Below are 24,577 nucleotides of genomic sequence, written 5' to 3' on the forward strand. Positions count from 1 at the left end.
AGTTGGACGAGAGACATCCGGACGCCAAGCCCGCGACGGCGATGCCGATGAGAGCTGTGAGCCCTGCCTTTCGGTTCAACATTCCTGCTCCTCCTTGGAGGGTTGGGGGCTCCGTTGGCCCCAAGCTGACCGGTCACGCCTTGGTGACCGGCTTTCCTCAGGATCCGATGTCTGCCATCGGGTGTTGTGCCGACGGGGCAGGCGCCCCGTCGTTTCCGTCACTCTCACCCAACACCACAAGAGTGACGGCCGCCACACCTCTGAAAAATTTTGCAGAAGTGTTACGTCACCTGACCGCCCGCGGTTGCATGCGGGGCGTCCGTGCGCCCGTATCCGCCCGAACGGGCAACGGAAGAGGGCCGCGAATTCGTCGCCCGGGCAGGCGATCTCGCGGACCGCTACCCGTAGCCGGCTCACGCGACGACCCGGAGGTGGACAGATGGCCCGGCGGGTGACACCCACGGACGCCGCCGGGAGCCACCGCGATACCGTGGGCTGGGCCTGCGTCGTGGCCACCGGTTCCACAGGAGCCGGGCGTTCCGAGGAGTGAGTGTGACCGACTTCCAGTACGAGGACCTGCTGCCGATCGGCGCCGACGAGACGCCGTACCGGCTGTTGACGACCGACGGCGTGCGAGCCGTCGACGGGCCCGACGGCCGGACCTTCCTCGAGGTCGACCCGGAGGCGCTGCGGCTGCTCACCGAGACCGCGATGCACGACATCGCCCACTACCTGCGGCCCGGCCACCTCCAGCAGCTGCGCAACATCCTCGATGACCCCGAGGCCAGCAACAACGACAAGTTCGTCGCGCTCGACCTGCTCAAGAACGCCAACATCTCGGCCGGCGGCGTGCTGCCGATGTGCCAGGACACCGGCACGGCGATCGTCATGGGCAAGCGCGGCCAGCACGTGCTCACCCCGGGCTCCGACGAGCGGGCGATCAGCGAGGGGGTCTACGACGCCTACACGCGCCTCAACCTGCGCTACTCGCAGATGGCGCCCATCACCACGTGGGACGAGAAGAACACCGGCTCCAACCTCCCCGCCCAGGTCGAGATCTACGCCGACACCGCCGCGGGCCACGAGACGGCATACAAGTTCCTCTTCATGGCCAAGGGCGGCGGCTCGGCCAACAAGAGCTACCTCTACCAGGAGACGAAGGCGATCCTCAACGAGGACGCGATGATGCGCTTCCTCGACGAGAAGCTCCGCTCACTCGGCACGGCGGCGTGCCCGCCCTACCACCTCGCGATCGTCATCGGCGGTACGAGCGCCGAGTTCGCCCTGAAGACAGCCAAGTACGCGTCGGCCAAGTACCTCGACACGCTGCCGAAGTCGGGATCGATCACGGCGCATGCCTTCCGCGACACCGAGCTCGAGGAGAAGGTCCTCGAGCTCACCCGGCAGTTCGGCATCGGCGCGCAGTTCGGCGGAAAGTACTTCTGCCACGACGTACGCGTCGTGCGCCTGCCCCGCCACGGCGCGAGTCTGCCTGTCGCCATCGCGGTCTCCTGCTCGGCCGACCGCCAGTGCCTCGGCAAGATCACGCCGGAGGGCGTCTTCATCGAGCAGCTGGAGACCGACCCGGCGCGATTCCTCCCCGACGCCGGGGCGGTCGACCTCGGCGAGCACGAGGACGACGCCGTCGGCGTGAGCTCGACCAGCCGCAACGTCGTCGTCAAGATCGACCTCAACCAGCCGATGGACGACATCCTCGCCGAGCTCACGAAGCATCCCGTCAAGACCCGCCTGTCGTTGACCGGCCCGCTCGTCGTCGCCCGCGACATCGCGCACGCGAAGATCAAGGAGCGTCTCGACGCCGGTGAGGACATGCCCCAGTACCTCAAGGACCACCCGGTCTACTACGCCGGTCCGGCCAAGACGCCCGAGGGTATGCCGTCCGGTTCCTTCGGCCCGACCACCGCGGGGCGCATGGACTCCTACGTCGACCAGTTCCAGGCCGCCGGAGGCTCGAAGGTCATGTTGGCCAAGGGCAACCGGAGCAAGCAGGTGACCGACGCGTGCGGCGAGCACGGCGGCTTCTACCTCGGCTCGATCGGCGGGCCCGCCGCGCGGCTCGCGCAGGACTGCATCCGGCACGTCGAGGTCCTCGAGTACGAGGAGCTCGGCATGGAGGCGGTGTGGAAGATCGACGTCGAGGACTTCCCGGCCTTCATCGTCGTCGACGACAAGGGCAACGACTTCTTCGCCGAGGTGAGCAAGCCGATGGCTTTCACGATCTCCAAGCGACCCGGCCTCCAGTGAGCGAAGGAAACCCGATGACCGAGCACGCCTCTGCCGAAAAAGGATTCGACGACCTCCTCGCCGCGAACCGCACGTGGGCAGCACGCTTCACGCTGAGCGGCTTCGACGGCGTGGCACACCGCGGCGTGGCCGTCGTGACCTGCATGGACTCACGCATCGACCCGCTGCGGATGCTGGGGCTCTCGCCCGGCGACGCGAAGATCTTCCGCAACCCGGGTGGCCGGGTCACCGAACCCGCCCTCGAGGCCCTGGTCCTGGGCACCCACCTGCTGGGCGTCGAGCGCGTGCTCATCGTGCCGCACACGCGCTGCGCGGTGGCGAGCAACTCCGAGGACGAGCTGCGCGACAAGGTCGGCGCGAGCGCCGGCAAGGACGCGTCGTGGATGAGCTTCGGGGTCATCGAGAACCAGGTGCGCACGCTGCGCGCCGACGTCGCCAAGGTGCGCAGCCACCCGCTCATCGCAAGGGGCACCCTCGTGGGCGGCTTCATCTACGACGTCGACACGGGCCTGCTCCGACCCGTCGACTGAGGCGCCGCGAGGGGGCGGCAAACGGCCCACTCGACTCCGCCCCTGCGCCAAAGTGACCACTCGACGTCGGGGCGTCACCGTCGAGTGGTCACTTCTGCACGGTCAGGCAGTCGTGACGGCGTCCGGCTCGTCGCGGGTGCTCAAGACGTGCTGGGCAACCGCCCCCGCGAGGACAAGACCGATGAGCAGCACGGTGACTCCCATCGAGGCACCCGCTGCTCCGACCACGAGCGCCAGCACACCCACGGCGCCGCCGGCGAGGCCCTCGCGCCGGTCGCGGTCGAGGGCGGCGTGCATCGCACCCAGCGCCCACACGTAGACCGCGACGGAGCTCGCGAGCGCCAGACCGACGACGCGCGGCGCGACGTGGCCGTCGCCCTGGACGACGTCGACGGCCGCCGCGAGCGCCGCGCCTGTGGCAGCCACCGACGCGAAGACGACGTAGTGCCCGTAGCCGACCGCGAACGTCGTGCGCACGGGCCCTTCGAAGAGGTCGGCGTGCTCGCGCTTGAAGTAGAGCCACCACATGGCGAAGACGGTGAGCAGGCCGCCGGCGACGACGAGCAGCAGCCCCGGCCGGCGGCCCTCCACGAGCGCACCCTGGACGGCCTGGACGGAGGCGAGGATCACCTCGCCGAGCACGATGATCGTCAGCAGGGAGTAGCGCTCGGCGATGTGGTGCGGGTGGAACGGCGTGATCCCATGGCGCTCGGCCAGCACCGGGACGAGCAGCTCGAGGACGACGAGTGCCCAGAACGACACGAGCAGCGCGGGCAGACCCTCCACGAGCAGCCGTCCGATCCACAGCGCCTGCACGACGGCGATCCCGCCGGCGTACCACAGCGCCGTCTGACGTCCCTCGGGATGACCGCCGGCAGCGCGCAGCCACATGGCGACCATGGCGAAGCGCATGACGGCATACCCCGCGACGACCAGCGTGGACTGGCCCGTGTCGAAGAGGCCGGGTGTGCCGGCGGCGATGAGGAGCGAGCCGGCCATGATCGCGAAGGCGAGCAGTCGGTAGGCGACGTCGTCGCAGTCGTAGGCCGACGCGAACCACGTGAAGTTCATCCACGCCCACCAGATCGCGAAGAAGACCATCACGAAACCCGCCAGGTCGCCGACGTGGCCCTCGACGATGCCGTGGTGCCAGCCTGCGGCCGCGCTCGCAATCGCGACGACGAAGACGAGGTCGAAGAGCAGCTCGAGAGGGGTGGCGACGCGGTGCGCCTCGTGGGGGTCGCGAGGCTGCATCCGGCGACGCAGGGGGACGAGGTTCGTGTGGCTCACCTGCAGAGTCTGCCAGCGCCCGCCCACGCACGGTCGCCCGCACGGCCGTCATCGAGGCCACGCCGCTCGAGCAGGTGGCGGATGTCGGCCTCGGCGCCACGGAACTCCCGGTACGACTCGAGCGGGTCGGCGGCGCCGCCGATGCCGACGACGTAGCGGCGGTACCGGTCCCCGTTCTCGCGGGTCAGGCCACCGTTCTCGCGGAACCACGCCACCGTGTCGGCGTCGAGCACTTCGCTCCAGATGTACGCGTAGTACTGGGCGTCGTAGGAGTAGCTGAACGTGTGCGCGAAGTAGGTCGACCGGTACCGCGGCGGCACGAGCGGGTGCGCCAGACCGACCTTCTCGAGCGCGACGGCCTCGAAGGCCTCGACGTCAGTCACGGCGGCCGCCTCCTCGACGCCGAGCGCGTGCCAGGCCTGGTCGAGGAGCGACGCCGCCAGGTACTCCCCCGTGCCGAAGCCCTCGCCCCAGGACTGGGCCGCCACGAGCCGGTCGACGAGCTCCTGCGGCAGGCGCTCCCCCGTCTCGTGGTGGACGGCGTAGTTCGAGAGCACGTCCGGCCACAGCATCCACATCTCGTTGACCTGGCTCGGGTACTCGACGAAGTCCCGGAACACGCGTGTGCCGGCGAAGTGGGGGTACGTGACGCGCGCGAGCAGCCCGTGGATCGCGTGGCCGAACTCGTGGAAGAAGGTCCGCGTCTCGTCGTACGTCAACAGCGTCGGCTCTCCGGCACCGGGCCTGGGGACGTTGAGGTTGTTGCACACCACCGCGTTCGGCTGGTCGAGCAGGGCGTTCTGGTGGACGAGGCTGTTCATCCACGCCCCGCCCTTCTTCGTGTCGCGGGTGTAGAGGTCGAGCAGGTAGAGCCCGAACGGGGTCCCGTCGGCGTCGCGGACCTCGAAGACCCGCACGTCGGGGTGGTAGCCGGCGAGGTCGGCGCGCTCGTCGAAGGTGAGGCCGTAGAGCTTCTCGGCCGCGTGGAAGATGCCGTCGCGGAGCACCCGCTCGGCTTCGAAGTACGGCCGCATCGCGGCGAGGTCGACGGCATACGTCGAGGCCCTCACCTTCTCGGACCAGAACGCCCAGTCGTACGCCTCGATCGCGTGGCCCGCCTCCTGCTCGAGCAGGGCACGTTCGGCCTCGATGTTGCGGGCCGCGGCCGGAGCGAGCCGGCCGAGGAGGTCCATGACCCGCTCGGGCGAGCGGGCCGTCGAGTCGGCCAGGGCCGCACCGGCGTGCGTGTCGTAGCCCAGGAGGCGGGCCCGCTCGGCGCGCAGGCGCACGATCTCGAGGACGAGCGCCTTGGTGTCGTTCGCGTTGTCCCGGTTGCCGCGCGCGCCCTGCGCCTCGTGGAGGCGCTTGCGCACGTCGCGGTCGGTGAGCGCCGCGAGGTGCGGGTGGCCGGTCGGCAGCACGAGGGTGATGAGGTACTGGCCATCGTGGCCGTGCTCGCGCGCCGCCTCGGCTGCCGCGGAGATCTCGCCGGCCGTGAGGCCGTCGAGCTGCACGACGTCGTCGACGAGGACGGCGAGGTCGTTGGAGTCGGCGAGCAGCTGCTTCTCGAAGCGTGTGTTCAGGGTCGCGAGCCGGCCGTTGAGGTCTCGCAGGCGCGCCTTGGCGTCCTCGTCGAGCCCGGCACCCGCGACCGTCATCTCGGTGAGATGGCGCTCGACGAGACGGCGGGACTCCGGGTCGAGCGCCGCCATCGCGGCCTCGTCGTCGTGGACCGCCTTCACCCGCGCGTAGAGCCGCGGGTCGAGCCGCACGGCGTCGCCGTGGGCGGTCAGCTTCGGCGCGTACTCCTCCTCGATGGCCTGGACCGCGTCCGTGGCGAGCGAGCTCGACGTGCCGAAGAAGGCAAGGCTCGTGCGGCTGAGCAGCGCTCCCGAGCGCTCGAGCGCGACGAGCGTGTTGTCGAACGTCGGCGGTTCGGGGTTCGCGGCGATCGCCCCGACCTCGGCGAGGTGCTCGGCCATGCCCCGGTCGAAGGCCTCGGGATAGTGCTCGTCGCGGATCACGTCGAAGGGCGGCAGCGAGAACGGCAGGGGGCTCGCCGTGAACAGCGGGTTGTCCGTCGTGGGCGTGGTCTCCAGGATGGCGTCAGGCATGACCTGACCCTATGCAGCGGAGGTCCTCGCCTCCACGCCGTTTCCGTCGCCACACCTGCTCGGTCGTATGCCGTGCGGCCCGCTAACCCGTCAGCGCGAGGTCACGCGACCGGCACCGACTCCCTAGAGGGACAGCTCTGCCTTGACGACGCCCACCAGGCGGTCGGCGACGGCGGCGGCCTGCGCACCGTCGGCCGCCTCGACCATGACCCGCACGACGGGCTCGGTGCCCGACTTACGCAGCAGCACGCGCCCGGTGTCGCCGAGCTCGCCCTCGGCGGCCCGCACCGCGTCGGCGACCACGGTGTTGGCGTCGAGCGCCGCCTTGTCGACGCCCTTGACGTTGACGAGCACCTGCGGGAAGTGGGTCATGACGCCGGCGAGGTCGGCGAGCGTGCGACCTGTCGCGGCGACCCGCGAGGCGAGCATGAGGCCGGTCAGCGTGCCGTCGCCCGTCGTGGAGTGGTCGAGCATGACGACGTGCCCGGACTGCTCGCCACCGAGGGTGAAGCCGCCGCCCTTCATGCCCTCGAGGACGTAGCGGTCGCCGACGGCGGTCTGGAGCACCTTGATGCCGGCTCCGCCGAGGGCCTGGATCATGCCGAGGTTGGACATGACGGTGGCGACGAGGGTGTCGCCCCGCAGGACTCCTTGTTCCTTCATCGCGAGCGCGAGGATGGCCATGATCTGGTCGCCGTCGACCTCGCGGCCACCGGCGTCGACGGCAAGGCAGCGGTCCGCATCGCCGTCGAGCGCGATGCCGAAGTCGGCGCCGGCCGCGATGACGGCCTCCTTGAGCCGGTCGATGTGCGTCGAGCCGTAGCCGTCGTTGATGTTGATGCCGTCGGGCTCGCCGCCGATGACGGTGACCTCGGCGCCGGCCTGGCGGAAGGCGCGCGGTGCGACCTCGAACGCGGCGCCGTGGGCCGCGTCGATGACGACGTGCAGGCCCTCGAGGCGGTGCGGCATGACGGAGAGCAGATGGGCGACATAGCGGTCGGCGCCGTCGACGAGCGGCGTGATGCGGCCGACGTCGGCGCCGGTCGGACGCTGCCAGTTGTCTCGCAGCCGGCTCTCGATCTGGTCCTCCAGGTCGTCGGCCAGCTTGTGCCCGCCGCGCGCGAAGAACTTGATGCCGTTGTCGGGCATGGGGTTGTGCGACGCCGAGAGCATGGCGCCGAGGTCGGCGTCCTGCTCGGCCACGAGGTAGGCGATCGCCGGCGTCGGCAGCACGCCCGCGTCGCGGACGTCCACACCGGCCGACGCGAGGCCGGCGACGGTCGCAGCAGCGAGGAACTCACCCGATGCGCGCGGGTCGCGGCCGACGACCGCGACGGGCCGGTGCCCGTTGAACTCGCCGACCTCGGCGAGGACGTGCGCCGCGGCCACCGACAGGTCGAGGGCCAGCTCGGCCGTGATGTCCTTGTTCGCCACACCACGGACGCCGTCCGTGCCGAAGAGTCGAGCCACGCTGTGTTGCCTTCCCAAGGGGGTGGTGGCCCGGAGGCCGGTTGAGGTGCTCGGACGACGATACCGCCCAGACCCGGCACGGCCAGTCGAGCGGGACGGACAACGCCCCGCTCGGACAAACCGGACACTGCGGCCGAGCGACCATGCGGCCCCACACGGCATACACGGGGCGTCCGGGAAGGACCCGAGCGCTCGCCGTGAAAACGGCGAGGACCCCCGAGCAGTGCTCGAGGGCCCTCGCGCGAGGCCTGACAGCCAGGTCAGCGCTTGCTGTACTGAGGAGCCTTGCGCGCCTTCTTGAGACCAGCCTTCTTGCGCTCCGGGACGCGTGCGTCACGGGACAGGAAGCCGGCCTTCTTCAGGGCGGGACGGTTGAGCTCGGTGTCGACCTCGTTGAGCGAGCGCGCGACGCCGAGGCGCACCGCGCCGGCCTGGCCGGAGGGGCCACCGCCGTGGACGCGGACGAGAACGTCGTAGGACCCGTCGAGCTCGAGCAGCGTCAGGGGCTCCTTGACGATCTGCTGGTGCACCTTGTTGGGGAAGTACGAGTCGAGGCTGCGGCCGTTGATCTTCCATTCGCCGGTGCCCGGGACGATCCGGACGCGGGCGATTGCCTGCTTGCGACGACCGGTCGCGGCGCCGGGGACGGAGACCTCACGGGACCGCTTGGGCTCGGCGGAGACGGAGGCGTCGGACTCCGAGGTGTACTCGGTGAGCTCCGGCTCTTCGGTGTCGAGGACTTCCTCGTTCACAATGTCAGTCACGGTGATATTCGCTTTCTACGCAGCAGCGGGAAGCCGGAGGCTTACTGCGCGACCTGGGTGATCTCGAAGGGGACGGGCTTCTGGGCCGCGTGCGGGTGCTCGGCACCGCGGTAGACCTTGAGCTTGGACAGCTGCTGGCGGGCCAGCGAGTTCTTCGGGAGCATGCCGCGGATGGCCTTCTCGACGGCCTTCTCGGGGCTCTTGGCGAGCAGCTCGGTGTAGGACGTGGCGCGCAGGCCGCCCGGGAAGCCCGAGTGGCGGTAGGCCTTCTTCTGCTCGAGCTTGGCGCCGGTGAGGGCGACCTTCTCGGCGTTGATGATGATGACGAAGTCACCGGTGTCGACGTGCGGCGCGAACTGCGGCTTGTGCTTGCCCCGGAGCAGGACAGCGGCCTGGCTCGCGAGACGGCCGAGCACGACGTCGGTCGCGTCGATGACGTGCCACGTGCGAGTGACCTCGCCGGGCTTCGGGGTGTACGTGCGCAATGGAGTCTGCCTTCGCTTCTGAAATGGTGGAGCAGTGTGGTGCCGGGAGCCGACGTCGGGCGAGCCTGAACGCCGGATCGTTCCGGAATGCCGCTGGGCTCGGTCCGCGTCGCCCGCACCTCTGGGGTGATGGGTTCGCCTGACGGCCCGGCGCACAACGTCATCAATGCTACGGGCTCCCGGGCGCGCGCCCAAATCAGCGCATCGACCCCTGCACACGGCACCTGACCTGCAGCGATGCGCCGAGCGGCCGACTGTGCACAGATCTTGTGCAAACAAACTGTGCAAAGGTATTATGCACACTATGGCTGCACGCGACCCCTCGCTCCCCACCTCCGGCGCCGACGACGAGAACCTCTGGCTGACTCCCGAGAGCCTGCGCGTCCTGGCCCACCCGCTCCGCTCGCGCCTGCTCGGCGCACTCCGGCGGCACGGACCCTCGACCGCCACCGACCTCGCGACCCTCCTCGGCACCAACTCGGGGGCCACGAGCTACCACCTGCGCAAGCTCGAGTCCGTCGGCCTCGTTCGGGACACCGAGGAGGGTGAGGGCAAGCGACGGCTGTGGCGCGCCAGCTCGGAGTACCACTCCTGGCACCCGAGCGACTTCCAGGGCGACGAGGACAGCGAGACCGCGCTCAACTGGCTGACCCGCGACTACGCCCGGCACTTCAGCGAGCAGTACGACAGGTGGCTCGACGTCTCGACGACGTGGCCCACCGCCTGGCAGGACGCCTGCGGCTCGAGCGACGCGTCGGTCCTCGTCACGGCCGAGGCGCTCGAGGCGATGCGCGAGGAGATGTGGGAGCTCATCGAGCGCTACCGTCGCGTCGGCCAGGGCAACCCGCAGGCTCGGCGCATCGCCGTCTACGCGTTCGCCTACCCCCTCGACCTCGACCGGCCGCCGAGCACACCCGACAGAGGCAGGTCCCGATGAGCACCGTCGACCCCCGCGAGCGCACCGCGGGCGAGCGGCCCGCCGTCCTCACGCCGGCCGCCGCCCGGCGCGTCTTCCTCGTGCTGACCCTGACGCGCTGGTTCCCCGTCGGGCTCGTCGTCGGGCTGCTCACGCTGTGGCAGCTCGAGCGCGGCCTCACCGTCGCCCAGGCCATGACCGTCTCGTCCGCTGCCGGCCTGACGATCTTTGCGCTCGAGCTGCCGACGAGCGGCTTCGCCGACGCCTTCGGTCGCCGGCCCGTCTTCGTCGTCTCGGCCGTCGTCAACGTGGCCGCGAGCGTCGTCCTGCTCCTGGCCCACTCCTTCTGGGTCTTCTTCGCCGCCGCGGTGCTGACCGGCGTCTTCCGGGCGCTCGACTCCGGACCGCTCGAGGCGTGGTTCGTCGACACGGTCCACGCCACGACACCCGACGCCGACGTCGACGGGGCGCTGTCGGCGCAGGGCACCGTGCTCGGCGTCGGCATCGGGACGGGGGCCCTCCTGTCCGGCGGGCTGGTCTGGTGGCACCCCTTCACCGGCGCATCGGCCCTCGTCCTGCCCGTTGCCGTCTTCGTCGCCCTCAACGTCGTGCATCTCGTGGCCGTCCTCGTGCTGCTGCGTGAACCCAGGTCCGCCGAGCACCTCGACAGCTCCGGCATGCGCCGCGCGCTCGCGTCGGCCAAGGAGTCGCCGGTCGTCATCCGTGAGGGTCTCGGCCTGCTGCGCGACAACCGCGCGCTGCGCGGCATCGTCTGCGTCGAGCTCTTCTGGTCCGTCGCGATGCTCGTCTTCGAGACGTTCCAGCCGATCCGGCTGGCCGAGCTCGTCGGCGGCGAGGAGCGCGCGGGCGCCGTCATGGGACCGGTCGCCGCCGCGGGCTGGGGTGTCTTCGCACTCGGCGCGGCGCTGTCCGGGTGGACGAGCCGCCGGGTCGGGGTCGCGCGCACCGCGATCCTGGCGCGCGTCCTCAACGGCCTCGGCGCCGTCGTCATGGGGCTCGTCGCCGGACCGGCCGCGCTCATCGCCGCCTACGGCGTGACCTACCTGTTGCACGGGTCAGCCGGCCCTGCCCACTCCGCGCTGCTCCACCGTGAGGCCCGGGCCCGCAACCGCGCGACGGTGCTGTCGATCAACTCGATGGTGGCGTCGGTGGCCTTCGGCGTCGCCGCGCCCCTCTTCGGGCTGCTTGCCGAACACACCTCCACCCAGACCGCGATGGTCAGTGCGGGCGCGTTCAGCGTGCTCGGCGCGTGGTTCTACCGCCACGCCCTGCGCGCCGAGCGCGACCGCGGCCGAATGCCGTCCCCGACCCCCGCCGACTCCCCCGAACCGGCCACCCCCTGACGTCCACCCCGCGGGCCCCGCCCCGAAGGGAGCAGGACAGGGGGCTCGGGGCCTAGCTGCCGGGGGTGGTGATCTCGTCGAGCTCGGCGAGGTCCTCGGCGGTCGGCTCCCAGAGGCCGGCGCTCACGTTGTCCAGCACCTGCTCCGGACGCGTGGCGCCGGCGATGACGGAGGCGACGGCGGGCTGGGCCGCGAGGCCACCGATCGCGACGTCGATCGGTCGCAGGTCGCGCTGGGCGGCATACGCCTCGATGCGCTCGATCGTGTCCCAGTCGGCGGCTGCGAGCCGGTCGGCCATGGCCGCGAGGCGCGTACCCTCCGGCGCCGGCTCGCCCCGGCGGTACTTTCCGGTGAGCAGCCCGGACGCGAGGGGAAAGAACGGGAGCAGCCCGACCCCGACGTGCTCGCACGCCGGCACGAGCTCCTCCTCGACGTCACGCTCGAGGAGCGAGTACTCGTTCTGCGCCGAGACGAACCGTGTCGTGCCGGCCGCGCGGGCGGTCCAGTCCGCGTCGACGACCTGCCAGCCGGTGAAGTTGCTGCTGCCGAGGTAGCGCACCTTGCCCTCGCGCACGAGCTCGTCGAGCGCCGCGAGTGTCTCGTCGATCGGCGTCACGGGGTCGGGCCGGTGCAGCTGGTAGAGGTCGATCCAGTCCGTGCCGAGGCGCCGCAGGCTCGCCTCGACGGCCTTGCGCACGTATCGGCGTGAGCCGCGCACGCCCCAGTCGGGGCCGTTGGAGCCCTGCATGTCCATGCCGAACTTCGTTGCCACCACGACGTTCTCGCGCTCGGCGCCCAGGGCGAGGCCGAGCATCTCCTCGCTCGCCCCCTGCCCGTAGATGTCGGCCGTGTCGAAGAGGGTGACCCCGCTGTCGAGCGCCTGACGGACGACGGCATTGGTCGCGTCCTGGTCGATGCGCCGACCGAAGTTGTTGCAGCCGATGCCGACCGTCGAGACGGTCAGCCCGCTGTCGCCGAGCTGCCGGTAGGTCATGTCGGGAGTTGTCGTCACCCGCCCAACGTAGCCGCGCCCGCCGACCTCCGGGAGGCGGGCGGGCGCGGCGCGGGACGACTGGGTCAGCTCGGCTGGACGAAGACGGCCACCGTACGAGCCGGCACCGAGAACGCCCCACTGGACGCGTCGTATGCCGCCTGCTTGACCACGGTGTCGCCGCCGTCGGCCTGGACCGGGCTCAGGCGGACCGGGCCGGTCAGGCCGGGCACCTTCTGCGTGACGGCGCTCGGGGTTGCGTTGAAGACCACGACGACCCCGCGCAGCCCCGGGTCGACGTCGACACCCACCGCGTCGTCGATGCGCATGACGATGACACCCTGCTTCGCCTCCGCCGTGCCGGAGACCGGGAAGGTCACCTTGGCGTTGATGGCGGCGGCATTGCCGAGACGGAACAGCTTCGTGCTGAAGCGAAGTCGCAGGAGGTCCTGCGCCATCGCGTCGGCGGTGCGCACGTCGGCGGCCGTCGGCTTGAGCGCCGGTTTGGCGAGCAGCGGCTTCATGAACGGCCACTTGGCGGCGTTCTGCTCCTGTGGCGGCAGGCCGTGCCCGAAGCCGTTGTCGGCCCCGGTCCAGTCCAGCCGGTTGAACCAGTCCCCACTGTCGTAGCTGTCGCGGTTGAGCGACTTGCTGCGGAGCAGGTCGGCACCGGCGTGCCAGAACGACGGCGTCTGCGCGAGCGCGGTCGTCGCGAGCGACAGGGTGTTCATGCGCACGCGGTCCTTCATCGTCGTCGCGGCCGGCAGCTTGTAGGTCAGCGAGTCGAAGAGCGTCTCGTTGTCGTGCGCGTCGACGTACGTGACCACCTCGTCCGGCTGGTCAGCGTAGCCCGCCGGCGAGCCGTTGTAGTCGACCTGCGTGCCGTTGACGAGCTGTCCCGTCTTCTCGCTGCGGAACGTGAAGGACTTGAGGTTGCCCGCGAGGCCGAGCTGGACGAGGTCGGTGTCGCTCGCGAGCCGAGCGGCCGCGTCGGCGTTGACCGGCTTGCCGTCCTTGTCGACCGCCCCGTTGTCATCGGTGGCCTCGCCGGAGCCGAACCCCTGCTTGCGCGGGTCCTCGTCGAAGGGGCCACCACCACGCACCGCGTCGCGGAGCCGGTCGGAGAACGTGCCGATCCCGGTGCCGCCGAGCTGGCCCTGGGTGGCCTGCTCGAAGAGCGCGTTGCCCGCCACCTCGCCGAAGTTCCAGCCTTCGCCGTAGAGGTAGACCGCCTTGCCGTCGACGCCGTCCTTGCCGAGGGTCAGGGAGTCGAGGCCCGCGCGGACGGCGAGCATGTTGTCCTTGCTGTGGTGGCCCATGAGGTCGAAGCGGAACCCGTCGACCTTGTAGTTGCGGGCCCACGACACGACCGAGTCGACCATCAGCTTCTCAGCCATCGCGTGCTCGGTCGCGATGTTCTGGCAGCAGGTCGAGGTCTCGACCGCACCGGTCGCGCCGCGCCGGTGGTAGTAGCCGGGCACGACCTTGTCGAGCACGGACTTGTCGGCCTGGCCCGAGGCCGCCGTGTGGTTGAAGACCTGGTCGAGCACGACCCGCAGGCCGTCCTGGTGCAGAGCTCCGACCATCGTGCGGAACTCGGCGACCCGGGCACCGCCGTCGGCGGCCGCCGCGCTCGATGCGTACGAACCGTCGGGAACGCTCCAGTGGTACGGGTCGTAGCCCCAGTTGAAGGCGTCCTTCGACGCGACCGCGCCGACGCACTTCTGCTGCTCCTCGCTGTCGGGCGCGTAGGAGGCGAGGTCGCACTGGGGCGTCTGCTGATTCGCCGGGTCCTCCTCGATCGAGGCGATGTCGAAGCTCGGCAGCAGGTGCACCGTGTTGAGCCCCGCCGTGGCGAGGGCCTTGAGATGGGCCCGCCCGTCGCCGTTGGCCGCGAACGCGAGGTAGCTGCCGCGCAGCGTGGCCGGCACCTTGGCGTCCGAGGCCGAGTAGTCACGGATGTGCAGCTCGTAGATCGTCGAGTCGACATCCTGGGCGAGCGTCGGCGCGGGCGTCGTGCGCCAGGCGGACGGCATGTAGGCCGGGTCGCGCAGGTCGAGCGCCACTGATCGCGTCGAGCCCAGCGTCAGCGCCACGGAGCTGGGGTCGGTCACGAGGTTCGTCTCGACCTTCCCCGTCGACGGCGCGTAGACCTTCACCTCATAGAGGTAGCGGGCGCCCCGTGCCGAGGCACCGAGCGACGCCGACCACGAGCCGTCAGCCGAGCGCGTCATCGCGGTGCGGGTGGCGGCGTCGGCGGGCTGGTCCGCAGTGCCCGCCGGCCACGTGAGCAGGTTCACCTGCTGGGCGGTCGGCGCCCACAGCGTGAAGCCGACCCGGCCACGACCCGGGAAGCTCACGCCGTAGGACCGCGTACGGGCCGACGCGGCATACAGGCTGTCGAGCGCGATCGCCGTCTGGGCGCCCGTTGCGTCGAGCAGGGTGCCCGTCGAGTCGTACATCGCGACGGCCACCTGTCCCTTGAGGATCTCGGGCAGCAGGCGCGTGGTCCTCTGGTCGAGCCGCAGGGCGACCGAGCCCTCGAGCTCGGGGTGGTCGGCAACGAGCGAGGCCGGCAGACCTGCCGGGTCCCGTGTCAGGGTCGCGACGGAGCCGCCGGTGACCGCCTCCGCGTCGACGCCGAGCCCGCCGTCGGCGGACCAGTGCAGCCGCCACGTCAGGGCGCCCGGGTCGGTGCCGGCTGGAAGCGCCGCGGACGGCCACGCCACGAGGTCGGGTCCGACGATGTACGCCTTGGCCTTCGTCAGGTCGGGAGCGGCGCCCGCCCGGGACGTCCTGACCGAGATCTCGTGCGTCGACAGCGTGTAGGAGATCGTCGTGACGACTCCGTCGGCCGGCACCGAGAAGGACACGTTGGGGCCACCCGGCACGCCGCCCTGGCCGTAGTTGACGTCCCACGACAGTCCGTGCGCGACCTTGAACTCGTAGCTGCCGGCAGGGATCTGGTCGGTCGTGAAGACATAGGTGCCGTCACCGTCGGGGTCCTGCAGCCAGGAGCGCATGCAGTCGGGTGACCAGTCGCCGGGGCATCCGAGCTCGCTCTGGAAGCTCCCCGGGGCTGTGAGGATCGGGCCCTGGGCGTCATTGGTCGCCCAGTGCGTCCGGTGGTCGTAGTAGAAGCTGACCCGCCTGCCACCAGGTGCGGTGTACGCGATGTTGCTGCCGTTGCGCGCTCCGCCGAGCCCGTAGTTCTCGTCCCAGGACCTGTTGATGGCGACCTTGTACTCGTAGTCGCCCGCGGGGATCGAGTCGGAGGAGCCCTTCCAGATCTCGTCCTTGGGATCGAGGGCCAGCTGCGCCTGGGCGCAGTCCGGCTGCCAGTCACCCGGGCACCCCATCTCGGAGTTGTGGTTGCCGGGAACGCTGGCGTCGGCGGGCTGGGTGACGGGGCCGACACCGCCTCCGCCGCCGGCACCGCCGGACGCTGCCGGCTCGCCGACGATGCCGTACGTCGAGGTCGCCGACACGTGGCCGGCGAGGTCCTTGGCCACCATGCGGTACTCCATGAGCGTCCCCTTGTCGAGGCCGGTCACGTCGTGGAAGACCCGGTAGGGCGCGTTGTCGTCGGTGCCGATCGGCGTCCAGTCCGTCGTCCCGACGGGGCGCTGGAGGAAGGTCACCTCGGCGAACGTGTTGCCGGGCAGGGCCGCGGAGATCTCGGCCCGACCGCCGACCACGCCGCCCGCGCTGGGGCTCACCGGGAAGATGGCCGGCGCCGACTTCGACTGGGCCATGGTCGAGTTCGCGCGGTACACCGCAACCGACAGCGGCGGCACCGTCACCGTGACCCGGCCATCGGCAGCCGCGCGCAGGTCGGCCGTGGCTCCGAGGAGCGGCACGAGCCTCGAACCGGCGGAGTACGTCGAGAACGTCGCCGTCTTCGGCGTCGTGGCGTTGTTGGCGACGACGACGTACTCGCGCCTGGTCGCCTTGTCGATGCGGCTGAAGGCGTAGATGCCGGCGGAGTCCGAGGCGTAGCGGTGGATCTGGGCGCCGTCGGCGAGGGCCGGGTGCGCTTGTCGCAGGGCCGCGAGAGCCTTGATGTGCTTGTACAGCGGCACGTCGGTCGAGTAGTGCGCGGCAGAGCCCTGCAGGTCGGCGCTGCCGATGACGACGTCGTCCTGATAGATCGCCGTCTGCGAGCCGAACATGTCCTGCCGGGCACGCTTGTCGTCGAAGCCGCTCGTCGGGCCGGTGAAGCCCTGCTCGTCGCCGTAGTAGACGACGGGGTTGCCGCGCGTCAGGAACATCAGCGAGTTGGCCAGCTCGGCCCGGTCGAGGACGTTCTTGCGTTGGGCGGCGTCGGCGTTGTCGTAGGCGCTGCCGAGCAGCATCGCACCGACGCGACCCATGTCGTGGTTGCCGAGGAAGGTCGGCAGCTCGTAGGCGTTGGAGTCGGTGTCGGTGTAGTAGTCGTCACCGCCGAAGAGGTCACGGACGCCCATCGTGGCCTTGCCCTGGGCGAAGCCGAGCGCCGCCCCCTGGAAGCCGAAGTCGAGCGTCGCCGGGAGCCGGCCCTTGGTCGTGTACTGGCTCTGGAAGGCCGGGCTGCCGTCGAAGACCTCGCCGAACATGAAGAAGTCGTCGTTGCCGATCTCCTTGGCGTGCTTGAGGACTGCCGGGGAGAACGACTGCCAGAACTCCATGTTGACGTGCTTGACCGTGTCGATGCGGAAGCCGTCGATGCCGAAGTCGACCCACGTCTTGTACACGTCGGTCATGCCCTGCACGACGTCGGCGCGCTCGGTGAAGAGGTCGTCGAGTCCCACGAAGTCGCCGTAGCTCGACGACTCCCCGGCGAAGGTGGAGTCGCCGCGGTTGTGGTACATCGTCGGGTCGTTGAGCCAGCCCGGCACCTTCACGGTCGAGTCGGCGTCGCTGCGGAACGTCGGGGTGTACGGGAAGGAGCGGTCGGCCGAGAGCGCCGGGAAGCAGTCGGGGTAGGCCTTGGTGGTGCCCGCGCACATCGGCTTGCCGGCCACCTTCGCGTCGTCGAAGCTCGCGCCGCTCGCGTCCTCGTAGGGAGCCGTCGCCTTGGGGACGTACGCGTGCTGCCCACCCTCGTAGTCGACGACGTCGGCCGTGTGGTTCGTGATGATGTCGAAGTAGACCTTCATGCCCTTGTGGTGTGCCGCGTCGACCAGCGTCTTCATGTCGGCGTTCGTGCCCAGGTGCGAGTCGATCTGCGTGAAGTCGGTGATCCAGTACCCGTGGTAGCCGGCGCTCGCGCCGGAGCCGGTGCCCTGCACGGGACGGTTCTTGAACGACGGCGTGAGCCAGATGGCCGTGGTGCCGAGGCCCTTGATGTAGTCGAGCTTGCCGGTCAGGCCCTTGAGATCGCCGCCGTGGTAGAACCCCTCGTCGGTGGGGTCGAAGCCGGTGGCGAGCCGGTCGCCGGTCAGGCCGCCGCCGTCGTTGCCCGGGTCGCCGTTGGCGAAGCGGTCGGCCATGGCGAAGTAGAAGCGCTCCTTGGTCGCGAGCCGGCGCAGCGACGCCGTGGCGAGCTTCGCGTCGGCGTCTGTCGCCGGGCCGGGCAGGTCGGTCGGGGCGACGCCGATGGCGTGGGTGGTGTCGTCGTAGGTGAAGCGCACCTTCGCCGGTCCGGCGAGCACGAGGGGCACGTTGCTGGTGCCGTGTCCGTAGCTCTCGTCCCACGAGTGGTTGATCGCGACCTTGAGCTCGTAGGAGCCCTTGGGGACGGTGAGCTCGGCGGCATACGTCGTCGTCCCGGGCTGCAGCGCCAGGTCGGTCGCGGTGCAGGTGGGCTGCCAGTCGCCATCGCAGCCGAGCTCCGACTGGAGCGAGCCGACGAGCGTCGCGGTGCGCGGCTGCTCCGCCCTGGCGGTGGGCGCCCCGGTCAGCGGGACCGCGAGTCCGGCGATGACGAGGGCCGAGATGCTGGCAACGGACAGGGCCGGGCGACGGCGCATGCGCACTCCTTTGTGGGCTCGGTCGAGCTGCGCCCGCGTCAGGGCGTGCGACCAACGGAGCGAACCTAGCCGCCCAGTCGGACACCACGCCAGACCTGCACTGCAAATTTTTGCATCAATTCTCAGAAAGTTGCGAGCGTCCTGGGTCAGCGACGCGACTCCTCGGAGACCGTCGCGAGCAGCTCCACGGCCGAGCCGAAGCCCGACACTCGCGTCAGGGCGACGGGACCTTCGGGCAAGGCCACGCGGTCGGACCAACCGGGTCCGCCGATGACCACGTCGAGGCGCCAGTCGACGACCTCGAGCCGTCGCCAGAAGGGCTCCTCCGCCGGGCGAGCGAGCGACGCCCACAGGAAGAGTGCGCGCGGACGCGACTCGCGCAGCGCCGAGACCAGCGCGTCGGCCGGCACGCGCGGACCGAGGAAGAGGCTGGCGACGCCGCGGCGAGCGAGCTCTGCCTCGAGCGCGAGGAGCGGCAGGTGGTGCTGCTCGTCGTCCGCACTGGCCAGGATGACCGGCGGGCCGGCGACGCGCAGCCGGTTGGCCCGCACGACGGCACGCAGCTCCGACTGGAGCAGCTCGCTCGTCAGGTGCTCCGACTGCACGCCGAGCCGCCCCTCCTCCCAGAGGTCGCCGACCCGGCGCAGGGCTGGCGCGAAGACGTCGACCCAGGCGCTGCCGACCTCCCGCCGGCGCAGCACCTGGTGGTAGAGCTGCGCCATGGTCCGGGAGTCCATCGTGCGGGCCGCGCTGACGATCGCCTCGACCAGGTCACTCACGTCAGCCCCGGGCCCCGACTCGTCCAGCGCGCCGCGGGGGTCGTCCGAGCCGGCAGGAGTGCGGGGCTGACCACCGATGGCCGGACGATCGGCGTCGAGGTGCTCGGCGATCGATGCCCAGTCCATGGCGAGCACCGAGTCCGCGGCCCCCTGCGCCGGCACGCCCTGGGCCGTGAGTCTCGACATGAGCTCGACGCGACGGATGTCGAGCTCGGTGTAGCGACGGTGGTTGCCGCTCGTGCGGACGCTCGGGCCGACACCGTGACGCCGGTCCCAGGACCGCAGGGTCGGCGCCGCGATGCCGAGGCGCTCGGCGACGGCGCCGATGGGCCACCCGAGCTCGGCCGTTCGTGCCGGGTCCTGGTTCATCTCGATGACCGCCACTCACCTCCGGGTCGCTGCATCGGCCTCGGCCTTCTGGTCCTTCCGGTCCCCGCCGGGACCGGCCCGCCGATCCTAAACTTATGCAACCCCTTGCGCAATGCATCAGTTTCTGCATAGGTTCTGCATCAGATCTCTCGCCAGACCGGCGCTCGTGACCCGCACGAAAGGAAGGACAACATGATGATCACCCGCCTTCCCCGTCCCGTCTACTCGTCATACGAATGGCAGGAACAGGGTCGCTGCCGGAGCAGGGGCGCCGAGCGGTTCTTCGTCGACGACCAGGATCTCGACCAGCGCCAGCGCCGCGCGCAGACCGAGGCGGCTCGCCGCGTCTGCGCCTCGTGCCCCGTACGCCAGCAGTGCCTCGAGCACGCCCTGCGGGTCCCCGAGACGTTCGGCATCTGGGGCGGCACGACGCCGACCGAGCGCGCGCACCTGCTGTGGGACGTCGCCGGCTGAGGAGCCCGCTGCGCAGACCGCTGGTGGAGCTGCCCGGGTCAGCGCACCGCGAGGTCGAGCACCTCGGCGCCCGGCAGCTCCGTCAGCGCCACCCCGTCGAGCAGCAGCTTCGCTCCGCGCACGCCGGCTCCGACGACGACCGATCCGGCCGCTGCGACGGCCTGGTCGACGAGGACGGGCCAGGCCCCGGGGAGCCCGACCGGCGTGATGCCGCCCTGCTCCATCCCGGTGAGCTCCTCGGCCTTGGCCTGGTCGGCGAACGAGATCTTGCGGGCGCCGAGGTGGCGACGCACCACCCGGTTGATGTCGGCCCGGTCGGTCGCGAGCACCAGCACGGCGGCGAGGGTGGTCACCTCACCACGGCGAGCCTCGACGACGACGCAGTTGGCCGACGCCTCGGGCGCCACGTCGTAGGCCTCACAGAACGCGGCCGTGTCGGCGAGCGTCGCGTCGATGGACGCCACCCTCGCCCCCGGCACGCGGCCCAGCGCCGCTGCGACGGGCGGCGCGAGCAGGTCGGGCCGCTCGGTGGCGGCCACCCAGGTCAGGTTTCCCTCGGCGCTCGGCATGACCACACGGTATGCCGTGGCCCGTCCCCACCGCGCAGGTGCCCCGCGGCGGCCACGGCGGCCTGGGTCAGCGAGTAGCGAACTCGGCGACGACGGTGGCAGCCGGCACGGCACGCGCGGACCGCCACCCCGTGCCGGCCCAGAGGGCGAGCAGGTCGGGCCGCTCGGCGCGTGCCGAGGCTCGCCGCAGCGGCACGGTCAGGTGGTGCACCTCGGGGTAGGCGGCCGGCGCGTGCGTGTCGTGCCGCCTGAGGAACTCGGTCTCGAGCCCACGGGCCAGGCGCCCCGAGTAGGCACGGGTCACGGCGGTGTTCGTGAAGGCGGGGTCGCCGAGCGCGCGTCGGTACGCCAGGCCGGTGCCTGCCTCGGGCGTGAGCAGCAGCGCGGTACCGATCTGAACGGCGTCAGCCCCGGCAGCGCGGACCTCAGCGGCGCGTTCCGCGCTCGCGATCCCGCCTGCCGCGACGAGCGGGACGTCGGTCTCCGCGCGCACCGCGGCCACGAGCTCGACGAGGTCGAGGTCCGAGGGCGGCTTGGTCGCGTCGAGGGTGCCGCGGTGGCCTCCGCCGTCGGGCCCCTGGACACAGAGACCGTCGACGCCCGCGTCCAGGGCTGCCCTGGCCTCGTCGACGTCGGTCACGGTCGCCACGGTCGCCGTGCCCGACCGGCGCAGCTCACCGAGGACCGCCGGTCCCGGCAGCCCGAAGGTGAAGGAGACGACCGGAACGTGCTCGCGCAGGACGAGGTCGACCTTGCGCTCCCAGTCGTCGTCGTCGCCGGGCCGGGGCTCGCCGGGCTCGACGCCCACGGCCTGGGCGTCGACGGCCAGGGCGTCGCGGTAGGCCGCCACCGCGACCACACGGTCCTGGCCGGTCAGCGACCCTGGCCCCCCGGCATACGAGTTGGCCGTCTCGGGCACGAAGAGGTTGACGCCGAAGGGCCGCGACGTCGCGTCCCACACCTCGGCGATCGCCGCGGCCAGCTGTCCCGCGGTGAGATACCCCGCCGCGAGGAAGCCCAGGCCGCCCGCGTCGCCGACGGCCGCGACGAGCTCGGGCGTGGTCGGTCCGCCGGCCATCGGGGCACCGACCACGCCGGTCTCGAGCTCGCGCAGCAGCATGGCTCGACGCTACTCCGCTCCCCCGCCGCCGGCACCAGGGCGTGACGTGTCCCTCGGCCGTCAGCGCGGCCGGACGACTCGGCCCTCGTCCCACACCGGCTCGGTGGACTCGTAGACCCGTCCGTCCGCGCCGAAGACGAGGAAACGGTCGAAACCACGCGCGAACCACCGGTCGTGCGTCACCGCCACCACCGTGCCCTCGAAACGGTCGAGCCCCTCCTCGAGCGCCTCCGCTGACTGGAGGTCGAGGTTGTCGGTCGGCTCGTCGAGCAGCAGCATCGTGGCGCCCGACAGCTCCAGCAGCAGGATCTGGAAGCGCGCCTGCTGACCACCCGACAGCGACTCGAAACGTTGCTCGCCCGACCGCGCCAGCTCGTAGCGGTCGAGCGCCCGCGCCGCCTCCTCGCGGGGCTTTCCGGCCCGGTGCTCGTCGCCGCGGTGCAGGATCTCGAGCAGCGTGCGCCCCACGAGCGACGGGTGCTCGTGGGTCTGTGCGAACCACCCGGGCCGCACCCGCGAGCCGAGCCGGACGACACCGCTGTGCTCGACGGGCACCGGCTGTACGTCACCGACGGGCTGGTGCTCCCGCTCGGGGTCGGTGCCGCCGCACGCCAGCAGTCGCAGGAAGTGCGACTTGCCCGAGCCGTTGCTGCCCAGGATCGCCACGCGCTCGCCGTACCAGACCTCGAGGTCGAACGGCTTCATCAGGCCCGTCAGCTCGAGGCCCGTGGCCACGATGGCGCGTTTGGCGGTGCGGCCACCCGAGAGCCGCATCGTCACCTTCTGGAGCATCGGTGTCTCCTCGGGTGGGCCGGCCTGCTCGAACTTCGCGAGCCGCGTCTGCGCCGCCTGGTAGCGCGAGGCCATGCCGTCGTTGTACTTGGCCTTGACCTTGAGCGTCTGCACGAGGGTCTTGAGCTTGACGTGCTCCTCGTCCCAGCGGCGGCGCAGCTCCTCGAGGCGCGCGTTGCGGTCGGCCCGCGCGGCGGCATACGTCGAGAAGCGCCCGGGATGCACCCAGAGGCTGGCGCCCGCGGCACCGGGCTCGAGCGTGGCGATGCGGGTCGCGACCCGGTCGAGCAGCTCGCGGTCGTGGCTGATGAACAGCACGGTCTTCGGCGACTCCACGAGCGCCTGCTCGAGCCAGCGCTTCGTCGGCACGTCGAGGTAGTTGTCCGGCTCGTCGAGGAGCAGCACCTCGTCCGGCCCGCGCAGCAACGCCTCGAGGACGAGCCGCTTCTGCTCGCCGCCGGAGAGGGTCGTGACCTTGCGCCACTGCGCCTTCTCGTAGTGGATGCCGAGGGCCGCGACGGTGCACTGGTCCCAGAGCGTCTCCTGCTCGTAGCCGCCCGCCTCCCCCCACTCGACGAGCGCATGGGCGTACGCCATCTGGTCGTCCTCGGAGTCGCGCTCCATCATGAGCAGCTCGGTGCGGTCGACCTCGTCCGCAGCCGACCGGATGCGCTCGGGCGCCACCGAGACGAGGAGGTCTCGCACCGTCGTGTCGTCGCGTACCTTGCCGATGAACTGACGCATGACGCCGAGCCCACCCGAGCGCGTCACTGCACCCTCGTGAGCCGCGATGTCGCCGGCGATGATGCGTGTCAGCGTGGTCTTGCCCGTGCCGTTGGGTCCGATGAGCGCCACCTTGGCGCCCTCCCCGACCCGCACCGAGACGTCGTTGAGCAGTGGCCTGCCGTCGGGCAGGCTGAAGGAGATGGAGTTGACGTCGACATGGCCCACGAGGGTCAAGCCTGACGTATGCCGGTCGCGCCGTCACGCGGATAAGCGACGGCGTGGTCGCGCCCCGGACGGGACCCTCTCAGCCCCAGGACCACGAGTCGAGGACGGCGCGGTAGACATCGAGAGACTCAGGGTGCGCCGGGTCGTAGGTGAGGCGGATCGCGAAGACCTTCTCGGTGTAGGCGACGACGTAGTAGACGGTGCGCACGTCCTCGGCCTGGTCGACGACGATGCCCATCGCCTCGTACCCGGCGACATCACGCTCGGGCGCAGCCATCGGCGTGAGGCCCTTGGCCTCGAAGCCCTTGCGCAGGCCGTCGACCACCTCGACCAGGCTGTGCGTGCCGACCTTGATCGGGCGCTCGACGGCGATGAAGGCGGGCACCTCGTCGTCGTCAGGCTGGATCAGTGTGTCCGGGGGCGGGTCGAGGTCACGCTCTGCCCGGCTCCAGCCCACCGGAGCCTGGAAGCTGTAGTCGGCGCCGCGCACGCGGTTCCCGCTCAACGCGACCTGCGTCGTCGGTGCGGGGAGCTGCTGGATGCGGTGTCCGGCGCTGTCGGTCGTCGGGGGCGCTGACGTCGACAGGTGCACGACCCCCGTGTCGGTCGGCGTGGGGACGCTGGGCGCCGGGTCGCCCGAGCACCCGGCCAGCCCCGTGGCGATGACCAGGGCGAGCGCCGGGTTAAGCGCCGCCGACGGCGTCACACGCACCGGCATACGGCTACGTCCACTCCCAGGTCGACAGGAGCTCGTCGAGCTCTGCCATCGCGTGGCTCGCGTCACCCTGCGACGAGCTCAGGGTGAGCAGGTAGACCTTTCCGGCACGCTGCACGGCGTAGGACCGGGCCAGAACCTTGAGGCCCTGCTGCTCAAAGGTCGTCGTGAAGCCCACGGCCGGCACACCGGCGACGGTCTTGCCGGGTGCATCCGAGACGGTGCGCCCGGCGGCGCCCATCTGCTCCTTGCCCTTGGCGAGCTCGTCCTCCAGGACCGACTGGTCGCCGTTGGTCGAGATGACGACGAGGTTGTTGGCGAAGCTGTCGGCCTTCTTGGACGAGAGCAGCACGAGATCGATGTTGGCGACGTCCTTCGCCTGGTCGGTCGCCTCGACCCAGCCCTCCGGAGGCACGACGGCGAAGGCGCCCGAACGGCCCCTGACCTGGTCGCCGGCGGCCGTAGTCGTCGACGTGGACGACCCCGGTGTCGTCACCGACGCGCTCGACAGGCTCGACGCCGCGCCCGTCGGCGAGCCCTGGGAACCCCGGGAGCAGCCCGTCAGGACGAGCGCACAGGTCAGGACGCTGACCGAGACGGCACGGCTCGGGCGCGAAATCATGCGCTCGATCCAACCACAGGTCGTGATCGGGCGCCGGTCCGGTCTC

General features: G+C 71.0%; 18 protein-coding genes. 5 read left to right on the plus strand and 13 right to left on the minus strand.

Annotated elements, in window-relative coordinates; all coding sequences use genetic code 11:
- Positions 1–552 precede the first annotated feature (552 nt).
- The gene (locus H9I49_RS20505) at positions 553–2,265 is read left to right on the plus strand and encodes a fumarate hydratase (RefSeq protein WP_188032276.1); all 1,713 of its coding nucleotides are present in this window, start codon (positions 553–555) and stop codon (positions 2,263–2,265) included.
- A 14-nt stretch (positions 2,266–2,279) separates the two neighbouring features.
- Entirely contained in the window at positions 2,280–2,795 is a 516-nt protein-coding gene (locus H9I49_RS20510; protein ID WP_188032277.1) for a carbonic anhydrase, read from the plus strand.
- A 102-nt stretch (positions 2,796–2,897) separates the two neighbouring features.
- On the opposite strand, the gene H9I49_RS20515 is transcribed toward H9I49_RS20510, so the two are convergent.
- The 5 genes from H9I49_RS20515 to rplM form a co-directional block, all read right to left on the minus strand.
- Positions 2,898–4,085 carry a low temperature requirement protein A gene (locus H9I49_RS20515; RefSeq protein WP_223129048.1) on the minus strand — a complete coding sequence of 396 codons (1,188 nt, stop codon included), beginning with the start codon at positions 4,083–4,085 and terminating at the stop codon, positions 2,898–2,900.
- Positions 4,082–6,199: a M3 family metallopeptidase gene (locus H9I49_RS20520; RefSeq protein WP_188032278.1), complete on the minus strand. Its 2,118-nt coding sequence runs from the start codon at positions 6,197–6,199 to the stop codon at positions 4,082–4,084. The genes H9I49_RS20515 and H9I49_RS20520 overlap by 4 nt, the downstream gene beginning before the upstream one ends.
- Positions 6,200–6,322: 123 nt before the next feature.
- Positions 6,323–7,669 (minus strand): phosphoglucosamine mutase, encoded by a 1,347-nt coding sequence (glmM, locus tag H9I49_RS20525; protein ID WP_188032279.1) that lies wholly within the window; start codon positions 7,667–7,669, stop codon positions 6,323–6,325.
- Positions 7,670–7,929: 260 nt separating this feature from the next.
- Entirely contained in the window at positions 7,930–8,433 is a 504-nt protein-coding gene (gene rpsI / locus H9I49_RS20530; RefSeq protein WP_188032280.1) for a 30S ribosomal protein S9, read from the minus strand.
- A gap of 41 nt (positions 8,434–8,474) precedes the next feature.
- The gene (rplM, locus tag H9I49_RS20535; RefSeq protein WP_188032281.1) at positions 8,475–8,918 is read right to left on the minus strand and encodes a 50S ribosomal protein L13; all 444 of its coding nucleotides are present in this window, start codon (positions 8,916–8,918) and stop codon (positions 8,475–8,477) included.
- A gap of 304 nt (positions 8,919–9,222) precedes the next feature.
- Between rplM and H9I49_RS20540 the strand changes: the two genes are divergently transcribed.
- Together H9I49_RS20540 and H9I49_RS20545 are read left to right on the plus strand one after the other, a co-directional pair.
- The gene (locus H9I49_RS20540; RefSeq protein ID WP_188032282.1) at positions 9,223–9,855 is read left to right on the plus strand and encodes a helix-turn-helix domain-containing protein; all 633 of its coding nucleotides are present in this window, start codon (positions 9,223–9,225) and stop codon (positions 9,853–9,855) included.
- Positions 9,852–11,198, plus strand: a complete 1,347-nt coding sequence (locus tag H9I49_RS20545) for an MFS transporter (RefSeq protein ID WP_188032283.1) — start codon at positions 9,852–9,854, stop codon at positions 11,196–11,198. Before H9I49_RS20540 ends, H9I49_RS20545 begins: the two co-directional genes overlap by 4 nt.
- Positions 11,199–11,250: 52 nt before the next feature.
- Here H9I49_RS20545 and H9I49_RS20550 read toward each other — a convergent pair whose 3' ends face one another.
- The 3 genes from H9I49_RS20550 to H9I49_RS20560 form a co-directional block, all read right to left on the minus strand.
- On the minus strand, positions 11,251–12,192 hold the full coding sequence (locus H9I49_RS20550; protein WP_188032403.1) for an aldo/keto reductase: 942 nt from the start codon (positions 12,190–12,192) through the stop codon (positions 11,251–11,253).
- Positions 12,193–12,275: 83 nt separating this feature from the next.
- Positions 12,276–18,140, minus strand: a complete 5,865-nt coding sequence (gene pulA, locus H9I49_RS20555; RefSeq protein WP_188032284.1) for a pullulanase-type alpha-1,6-glucosidase — start codon at positions 18,138–18,140, stop codon at positions 12,276–12,278.
- Positions 18,141–18,286: 146 nt separating this feature from the next.
- On the minus strand, positions 18,287–19,303 hold the full coding sequence (locus H9I49_RS20560) for a MerR family transcriptional regulator (RefSeq protein WP_223129050.1): 1,017 nt from the start codon (positions 19,301–19,303) through the stop codon (positions 18,287–18,289).
- A gap of 177 nt (positions 19,304–19,480) precedes the next feature.
- Between H9I49_RS20560 and H9I49_RS20565 the strand changes: the two genes are divergently transcribed.
- Positions 19,481–19,762 carry a WhiB family transcriptional regulator gene (locus tag H9I49_RS20565; RefSeq protein ID WP_223129051.1) on the plus strand — a complete coding sequence of 94 codons (282 nt, stop codon included), beginning with the start codon at positions 19,481–19,483 and terminating at the stop codon, positions 19,760–19,762.
- A 38-nt stretch (positions 19,763–19,800) separates the two neighbouring features.
- Here the strand turns inward: H9I49_RS20565 and H9I49_RS20570 are convergent, their stop codons facing one another.
- From H9I49_RS20570 to H9I49_RS20590, 5 genes are all read right to left on the minus strand, one after another.
- Positions 19,801–20,331 (minus strand): YbaK/EbsC family protein, encoded by a 531-nt coding sequence (locus H9I49_RS20570; RefSeq protein WP_188032286.1) that lies wholly within the window; start codon positions 20,329–20,331, stop codon positions 19,801–19,803.
- Positions 20,332–20,398: 67 nt separating this feature from the next.
- Complete coding sequence (locus H9I49_RS20575) at positions 20,399–21,451, minus strand: nitronate monooxygenase family protein (protein ID WP_188032287.1); 1,053 nt, start codon at positions 21,449–21,451, stop codon at positions 20,399–20,401.
- Positions 21,452–21,511: 60 nt separating this feature from the next.
- Positions 21,512–23,194 (minus strand): ATP-binding cassette domain-containing protein, encoded by a 1,683-nt coding sequence (locus tag H9I49_RS20580; RefSeq protein ID WP_188032288.1) that lies wholly within the window; start codon positions 23,192–23,194, stop codon positions 21,512–21,514.
- 79 nt (positions 23,195–23,273) lie between these two features.
- Entirely contained in the window at positions 23,274–23,906 is a 633-nt protein-coding gene (locus H9I49_RS20585) for a hypothetical protein (RefSeq protein ID WP_188032289.1), read from the minus strand.
- Positions 23,907–23,916: 10 nt separating this feature from the next.
- Entirely contained in the window at positions 23,917–24,531 is a 615-nt protein-coding gene (locus H9I49_RS20590) for a hypothetical protein (protein ID WP_188032290.1), read from the minus strand.
- Positions 24,532–24,577 lie beyond the last annotated feature (46 nt).

Origin of the sequence: Terrabacter sp. MAHUQ-38 (assembly GCF_014518425.1) — a bacterium.
Lineage (GTDB): Bacteria > Actinomycetota > Actinomycetes > Actinomycetales > Dermatophilaceae > Terrabacter.

Excerpts from the sequence above, each read along its gene's own strand:
- H9I49_RS20510 (WP_188032277.1), top strand. The coding sequence starts at position 2,280 with ATGACCGAGCACGCCTCTGCCGAAAAAGGATTCGACGACCTCCTCGCC.
- H9I49_RS20520 (WP_188032278.1), bottom strand. The coding sequence starts at position 6,199 with ATGCCTGACGCCATCCTGGAGACCACGCCCACGACGGACAACCCGCTG.
- H9I49_RS20540 (WP_188032282.1), top strand. The coding sequence starts at position 9,223 with ATGGCTGCACGCGACCCCTCGCTCCCCACCTCCGGCGCCGACGACGAG.
- H9I49_RS20545 (WP_188032283.1), top strand. The coding sequence starts at position 9,852 with ATGAGCACCGTCGACCCCCGCGAGCGCACCGCGGGCGAGCGGCCCGCC.
- H9I49_RS20550 (WP_188032403.1), bottom strand. The coding sequence starts at position 12,192 with ATGACCTACCGGCAGCTCGGCGACAGCGGGCTGACCGTCTCGACGGTC.
- pulA (WP_188032284.1), bottom strand. The coding sequence starts at position 18,140 with ATGCGCCGTCGCCCGGCCCTGTCCGTTGCCAGCATCTCGGCCCTCGTC.
- H9I49_RS20565 (WP_223129051.1), top strand. The coding sequence starts at position 19,481 with ATGATGATCACCCGCCTTCCCCGTCCCGTCTACTCGTCATACGAATGG.
- H9I49_RS20570 (WP_188032286.1), bottom strand. The coding sequence starts at position 20,331 with ATGCCGAGCGCCGAGGGAAACCTGACCTGGGTGGCCGCCACCGAGCGG.
- H9I49_RS20575 (WP_188032287.1), bottom strand. The coding sequence starts at position 21,451 with ATGCTGCTGCGCGAGCTCGAGACCGGCGTGGTCGGTGCCCCGATGGCC.
- H9I49_RS20590 (WP_188032290.1), bottom strand. The coding sequence starts at position 24,531 with ATGATTTCGCGCCCGAGCCGTGCCGTCTCGGTCAGCGTCCTGACCTGT.